The sequence below is a fragment of the Asanoa siamensis genome (assembly GCF_016862555.1).
Classification (GTDB): domain Bacteria; phylum Actinomycetota; class Actinomycetes; order Mycobacteriales; family Micromonosporaceae; genus Asanoa; species Asanoa siamensis.
In genome coordinates this window covers 104,748-111,124 of the sequence record NZ_BONE01000024.1, presented here as the reverse complement: position 1 = coordinate 111,124, position 6,377 = coordinate 104,748, and the positions used below count along the sequence as shown (strand labels likewise).

5 protein-coding genes are annotated in these 6,377 nt (G+C 68.7%); 3 read left to right on the top strand and 2 right to left on the bottom strand.

Going from position 1 to position 6,377, the window contains the following annotated elements; translation table 11 throughout:
- Both Asi02nite_RS16940 and Asi02nite_RS16935 read right to left on the bottom strand, forming a co-directional pair.
- A partial coding sequence (locus Asi02nite_RS16940; RefSeq protein WP_203713994.1) for a DUF4832 domain-containing protein occupies positions 1-1,634 on the bottom strand: 1,634 nt, incomplete at its 3' end.
- A 48-nt stretch (positions 1,635-1,682) separates the two neighbouring features.
- Entirely contained in the window at positions 1,683-3,044 is a 1,362-nt protein-coding gene (locus tag Asi02nite_RS16935; RefSeq protein WP_203713993.1) for a DUF4832 domain-containing protein, read from the bottom strand.
- A 136-nt stretch (positions 3,045-3,180) separates the two neighbouring features.
- Between Asi02nite_RS16935 and Asi02nite_RS16930 the strand changes: the two genes are divergently transcribed.
- From Asi02nite_RS16930 to Asi02nite_RS16920, 3 genes are read left to right on the top strand one after another with little or no spacing between them, the layout of a single operon-like run.
- Positions 3,181-4,080: a carbohydrate ABC transporter permease gene (locus Asi02nite_RS16930; RefSeq protein ID WP_203713992.1), complete on the top strand. Its 900-nt coding sequence runs from the start codon at positions 3,181-3,183 to the stop codon at positions 4,078-4,080.
- Between the two features lie 8 nt (positions 4,081-4,088).
- On the top strand, positions 4,089-4,970 hold the full coding sequence (locus Asi02nite_RS16925; RefSeq protein ID WP_203713991.1) for a carbohydrate ABC transporter permease: 882 nt from the start codon (positions 4,089-4,091) through the stop codon (positions 4,968-4,970).
- 27 nt (positions 4,971-4,997) lie between these two features.
- Positions 4,998-6,347, top strand: coding sequence for an ABC transporter substrate-binding protein (locus Asi02nite_RS16920; protein ID WP_203713990.1), 1,350 nt, complete (start codon positions 4,998-5,000; stop codon positions 6,345-6,347).
- Positions 6,348-6,377: the final 30 nt, after the last annotated feature.

Here is a 6,377-nt window from a genome sequence, read left to right as displayed (position 1 = left end):
CCCGTGCAGCCGCCGGTGCTCATCGCGCCGAGGTTGACCCAGCCGTCGCTGCCCTGGTTGGCGTTGGCGAACGAGAGCGGCAGCCGCGGCCGCCACTGGTCGATGACCCAGTCGGTCAGCCGGCTCGCGGCCGGCCGCGCCCGCAGCACATCCGGCGTGACCGCCTCGAGCGGGCTGCGGACCTTCAGCACCAGGCTGTAGGATCCGGCCGGGACGCCCGCCGTGCTCAGTGTCGCCGAGAAGTTCACCGGGCGGCCGAAGTCGAGGTAGGTCGGGTCGCCGCCCACGTTCCAGTCGGGGAACGCGCGGATTCGCAACGGCTGCACCTGCCGCAGGTCCCAGTTCGTGTCCCAGGTCTTGACGATCGCGCCGGCCGAGTTACGCAGGCCGATCACGGTCGTCCACGGGTAGTAGAAGGGCGCCACACCGTTGTTCTGCATGGTGACGCCGACCTTGAACGAGGACCCGGACGCGGTCGCGTTGAAGTTGGCCTGCGGGATGTGCAGGTTGTAGCCCATCTTCCGCACGCCGGCCGAGACCTTCGGGTCACTGGTGCTGTAGCCGCCCGCGCCGGTCTGGTTGATCATCCAGCTGATGTGGGTGAGCTCGGTGGCCGCGAGCACGTCGTCGACCTGCCCCGAGCCGCCGGGCCAGTTCGCGTACAGGCTGCCCTGGATCTCGGGCCGGGCCTCGCCGCCGATCGACTGCGTGACCCACCGGTTCTCGGTGCCGGTGTTGAGCTGGAGCTGGAGGAACGCGTCGTCCCAGCCGTTCATCGACTGCGGCAGCGTCATGCTCTTGAGCTGCCCGCCCCGGAACTCCTTGTAGGGCCACGAGTCGTCGTGGAACCCGATGTTCGCGTTCTCGGTGCCCGCGAGCGGGTAGCGCACCTCGAGTTGGATGTTCGAGAACGCGCTGTCGTACGCGCCGATGATGGTCCTGATGGTGGTGTCGGTCGGCATCAGGTTGGGATAGCCGTCGGCGGTGTCCCGGTCGTAGGGCCACGTGTGCCACTCGCCCCAGAGGCCGACCAGGCCCAGCGACATGAACCCGACGCGCGGGTCCGCGGTGCCGCCGGGTCCGGCCCGGTCATAGCGCGCGGCGAAGGCGTTGATGAAGCTGACGAGCGCCGCGATGACGTCGGGATCGTCGTAGTCGGGGCTGACCGTGCCCCAGAACCCGTTGGTGCGCAGGGCCATCTTGCCGTTGAGGCACGGCGGGATGCCGTTGCCGGGATGGGTGCCGCTGCCGCCCGGGTACTCGACGTAGAACCGGAACGCGACCTGGCGGCCCCAGACCGCGGCCTCGTCGAGCGCCTTCTCGAAGACGCTCCAGTCGAACGTGGCGCAGCTGTTGGGGTCCTTCATGACCTCGTTGAGCGCGAAGTAGCTCCAGACGAGGCCGCCCGGGTACTTGGTCGACAGGTTGTCGCCCGGGAAGAGGTAGGGCGCGAAGCCCTTGAGCGGCTGCCCGAGCGGGGCGTCGGCGTAGGCGTAGGTGCGGGTGGTCAGGCTCGTGTCGGGGCCGGGGCCGGCCGGCGGTCGCGGTGGTGGACCCGCCGGCGCCGCGGCCGCGCTGGTCGAGACGAGCACGACGGCCAGCACGGCCGCGGTGAGGGCGAACAGTCTTCGCATGAACCGTGTTCCCTTCGGGACGGAGGAAGGAACAGGTGCGTGGTGCCGTCAGCGGGTGGTGACGGCGCCGAGCCGCAGCCAGCCGGACGCGTTGTCCTGGCTGGTGTTGGCGAACCGCAACGGGATGCCGTTGCGCAGTGGGTTGGGCACGCGCAGCACGATGTCGTAGCTGCCGCGCCGCAGACCGCGCGTGTCCACGCGGGTCGACAGGGTGACCGGGTCGGCGCCGGGCTGGATGCCCGTCATCGTCCACGGGGTGTGCCAGCGCCGCACGACGCGGCCGTGGCGGTCGACGGCGGCCAGTTCGGCGCGCCAGTCGTAGTAGAACGGCGCCGCGCCGCGGTTGGCGATCCGCACCGACACCCGTTCGCGGGACAGCGCCGCCTCGGTCACCGTCAGCTCGTAGCCGAGGGAACGGGACGCGACCAACGCGCGCTCCTTGTTGTCGCCGGTGTAGCCGGTGCCGGCGAACGCCGCGTGGTTGATCAGCCACGACGCGTGGGTCTGGTCGACCGACGCGGCGAAGTCCTCGTACTGCGGGCAGCTCACCGGCTCGTCCCACAGGCACGTCTGGATCTCGGGCCGCAGCTCACCGCCGATCGGCTCCTGGCGCCACTTCTCTGTCACGCCGTTGTCGACGAGCCGCTGCACGAAGTGCCACGAGGTCGGCGGCAGCGTCTCGAACGCGAACGAGTCGTCGTGGTAGCCGATGCCGAGGTCCTTGTTCTCGGGGCTCGGATAGCGGGCCAGCAGCCGGGTCTCGTCGAAGGCGCGCTCGTAGCGGTCGAGGATCCGGGTCAGGATCGCGGTGTCCGGCATCCAGTTCTCGGGCTGGGTCCAGCCGTCGTAGGGCCAGGTGTGCCACTCGCCCCAGAACCCGATCAGGCCCAGCGTGACGAACCCGATCCGCGGGTCGCCGTCGTACCGCCGGCCGAAGGCGGTGATGAAGTTCTCGAGCGCGGAGACCAGCCGCGGGTCGCTCCAGTCGGGCGCCACGCTGACGCCGTTGTTGCCGAAGTCCGGGTACGGGCGGGTGAGCAGGCCCTGGTCGAGCAGGTACTGCGGGATGCCGGTGGGCCTGCCGGGATAGTCGACGTAGAACCGGAACACGGCCTGGTGCCCGCGCGCGGCGATGGCGTCGAGCTGCTGCTCCAGGGCGTCCCAGCGGAACTGCTTCGGGCCGGTCATCACGTCCCGCAGCGGGAGGTAGAACCACTCCATGCTGTAGGGGAACGTCGCGTAGTCGCCGGCGTACGGCAGGAAGCCCTTGAGCGGGTTGTCGGCGGGCGCGGGCGTGTAGGCCAGCGCCGTCCACTGTGAATGGTGCGCGGGCGTCGCCACGGCGGGCGTGCCCGCGGCCAGGCTGAGGGTCGCCACCAGGGCGGTGGCGAGGCGAAGTGCGCTCTTCATGACGGTGGGTCGTCCTCCTCGGAAGATCAACGAAGTAATACGAAGAGGTATTGACAAAATTTCGAAGGTCTACATCATTATTCGAGAACGGGGCGCCTGGCAAGAGGTCGACGGGGACACGGATCAGAGGCGATCGATGACAAGCTCGACACCGCACCATCCCGCGAGACGGCGCGACGACCGCCGCGCGGCGTGGTGGTTCCTCGTGCCGGTGCTGGCCGGCTTCGGGGTCTTCTACGGCTACCCGGCCGTCCGCGGCCTGTGGTACTCGGTCACCGACTACACGATGCTCAACACGCCCTCGTTCGTCGGCGCGGAGAACTACTCCGCGCTGATGCGCGACGGCGACTTCTGGAACGCGCTGAAGGTCACGGCCTGGTACGTGCTGCTCAACATCGGCTCGCAGACGTTGCTGGCCCTGGCGATCGCGGCCCTGATGCACCGGCTCACCCGCTCGGTCGTGCTGCGGGCGACGCTGCTGCTCCCCTGGCTCGTCCCCAACGTGACCGTCGGCCTGCTGTGGATGTGGTTGCTGGACACCAACCTCGGCTTCCTCAACCACCTGCTCGGCACGGTGGGGATCGGCCCGGTCGGGTTCCTGTCCGACGCGAGCCTGGCCATGCCGTCCATCGCGGCCATCAACACCTGGTCCTACACCGGCTACACGGCGCTGCTGCTCTACGCCGGCATGCTGCAGATCCCGCAGTACCTCTACGAGAGCGCGGCGATCGACGGCGCCGGCGAGTGGCGGATGTTCCGCCGCGTCACCCTGCCGCTGCTGCGACCCGTACTCGCGCTGGTCCTCGTGGTCTCCCTGATCGGGTCGTTCCAGATCTTCGACACGATCGCGGTGACCACCAAGGGCGACCCGGTCGGCGCGACCCGCGCCATCTACTTCTTCATCTACGAGGAAGCCTTCCGGTTCTTCCACCTGGGGTACGCCGCCGCCGCGGCGATCTGCCTGGCGCTGATCCTCGGCGTCCTCACCGCGGTACAGATGCGCCTGCTGCGCGCGTCCCGCTCGGATCTGGCGTAGGGGGCGTGATGCGCAGGAGGTTCAGTCCCGGCCGGGTGCTCGGCTGGACGGTGCTCACCGTGGTCGTCGTGGGCAGCGTCTTCCCCTTCTGGTGGATGGTCCGCACCGCGATCACCCCGGCCGCCGACATGTACACCGACAGCTCGGCACTGCTGCCCGACAACCCGACGCTCGTCAACTTCGCCCGGGTGCTGGGCCTGACCAGCGAGGCCGAGGCCCGGGCCGCCGGCGGGTCGGGCGCGCACGTCGACTTCGCCCGCTACCTGGTCAACTCGGTCGTCTACTGCGCGCTGATCGCCGGGTTCCAGACGCTGTTCTGCGCGATGGCCGGTTACGCCTTCGCCCGCCTGCGCTTTCCCGGCCGGGACCTGGTGTTCGGCATCCTGATCAGCGCGCTCATGGTGCCACCGATCTTCACGCTGCTGCCGAACTTCGTGTTCGTCAAGGAGCTCGGCCTCATCAACACGATGGCCGGCATGGTCGCGCCCAGCCTGCTGATGACGCCGTTCGCGGTGTTCTTCCTCCGCCAGTTCTTCCTGTCGCTCCCGCGCGACGTCGAGGAGGCGGCGATCCTCGACGGCAACGGCCCCTGGGGCGTCTTCTGGCGCATCGCGCTGCCGATGAGCCGCGGCCCGCTGATCACGATCGGGCTCACCACGATCGTCTGGGCCTGGAAGGACTACCTCTGGCCGCTGCTGGTCGGCCGGGCCGAGGAGAACCGGCTCGTCACGGTCGCGCTGGGCGTGTTCCTGCAGCAGTCACCCAACACGCAACCCGACTGGACCGGCCTGATGGCCGCCTCGACGCTCTCGGTCGTGCCCGTCCTGGTGCTGCTCGTCTTCATGGGCCGGCGCCTGGTCCAGTCCCTGAACTTCACCGGAAGCAAGTGACCCCTTTCCCGCAGAGAAGAGGCTGAGATGATCCGCAGATCACGAGCCGGGGCAGCGCTGCTGTCGTTGGCCGTCGCGGCCGGGCTGGCCGCCTGTTCGTCCTCCGGCGACGAAGCCGGCGGCGACGCCGTCACCCTGGACTACTGGCTCTGGGACGACAACCAGAAGGCGTCCTACCAGGCCTGCGCGGACGCGTTCCACGCGGACAACCCGAACATCACCATCAAGATCAGCCAGTCGGCCTGGGACGTCTACTGGCAGAACCTGACCACCCAGGTCGCCGCCGGCGACGCCCCCGACGTCTGGACCAACCAGGGCTCCTACTACCCGCAGTTCGTGACGTCGGGCCAGATCCTCGACCTGGAGCCCTACGTCAAGGCCGACAACGTCGACCTCTCGCAATATCAGGCGGGCCTGGCCGGCCTGTTCGAGAAGGACGGCAAGCGGTACGGCCTGCCGAAGGACTGGGACACGATGGCCGTGGTGTACAACACCGACCACCTCAAGGCCCAGGGGCTCGACGCGGCCGCGCTCGAGGACCTGTCCTGGAACCCGACCGACGGCGGCACCTTCGAGCAGGCCATCGCCAAGGCCACTGTGGACAACAACGGCAAGAACGGGTTGGATCCGGCGTTCGACAAGACCAAGGTGAAGGTGTACGGGTTCCTGCCCGAGTGGGGCGACGGCTCGCAGGGCCAGAACGGCTGGGGCAACTTCGCCGCCATGCTCGGGTTCACCTACCTCGACAAGAACCCGTGGGGCACCCAGTTCAAGTACGACGACCCGCGGCTCGCGCAGGTGATCGACTGGTACAAGTCGCTGATCGCCAAGGGCTACAGCCCGGCGCTGGACCTCAAGTCGACGTTGGCCAGGGACGCGCTGCTGAACGCCGGCAAGGGTGCGATGACCATCACCGGCTCCTGGATGATCAACAGCTACCTGGGTGACTCGGCGAAGGTGAAGTTCGCGTTCGCGCCGCTGCCGGCCGGGCCACAGGGCCGAAAGTCGGCCATCAACGGCCTCTCGGACGCGATCTGGGCGGGCACCGAGCACAAGGACGAGGCCTGGAAGTGGGTCAAGTTCCTCGCCTCCAGCGACTGCCAGGACATCGTCGGCGGCAACGCGGTCGTCTTTCCGGCCATCAAGACCGCCAGCGACAAGGCTCTCGCGGCCCACGAGGGCAAGGGCCGGGACGTGCGGGCATTCATCGACCAGGCCACGGCACCGAACGGCACGTTCTTCCTGCCGATCACCGACCACGGCAGCGAGGTCAGCAAGATCGTCCAGGACGCCATCCAGTCGGCGGTGCTGGGCCGGACCGACTCGGCGACCGCGCTGAAGAAGGCCAACGAGCAGGTCAACGCGCTCTTCAAGTAACTCTGATCGACTCCGGCGCGGCGGGCACGA

Bases quoted from the DNA above. Each gene is read 5' to 3' on its own strand.
- Asi02nite_RS16935 (WP_203713993.1), bottom strand. From the start codon at position 3,044: ATGAAGAGCGCACTTCGCCTCGCCACCGCCCTGGTGGCGACCCTCAGC.
- Asi02nite_RS16930 (WP_203713992.1), top strand. From the start codon at position 3,181: ATGACAAGCTCGACACCGCACCATCCCGCGAGACGGCGCGACGACCGC.
- Asi02nite_RS16925 (WP_203713991.1), top strand. From the start codon at position 4,089: ATGCGCAGGAGGTTCAGTCCCGGCCGGGTGCTCGGCTGGACGGTGCTC.
- Asi02nite_RS16920 (WP_203713990.1), top strand. From the start codon at position 4,998: ATGATCCGCAGATCACGAGCCGGGGCAGCGCTGCTGTCGTTGGCCGTC.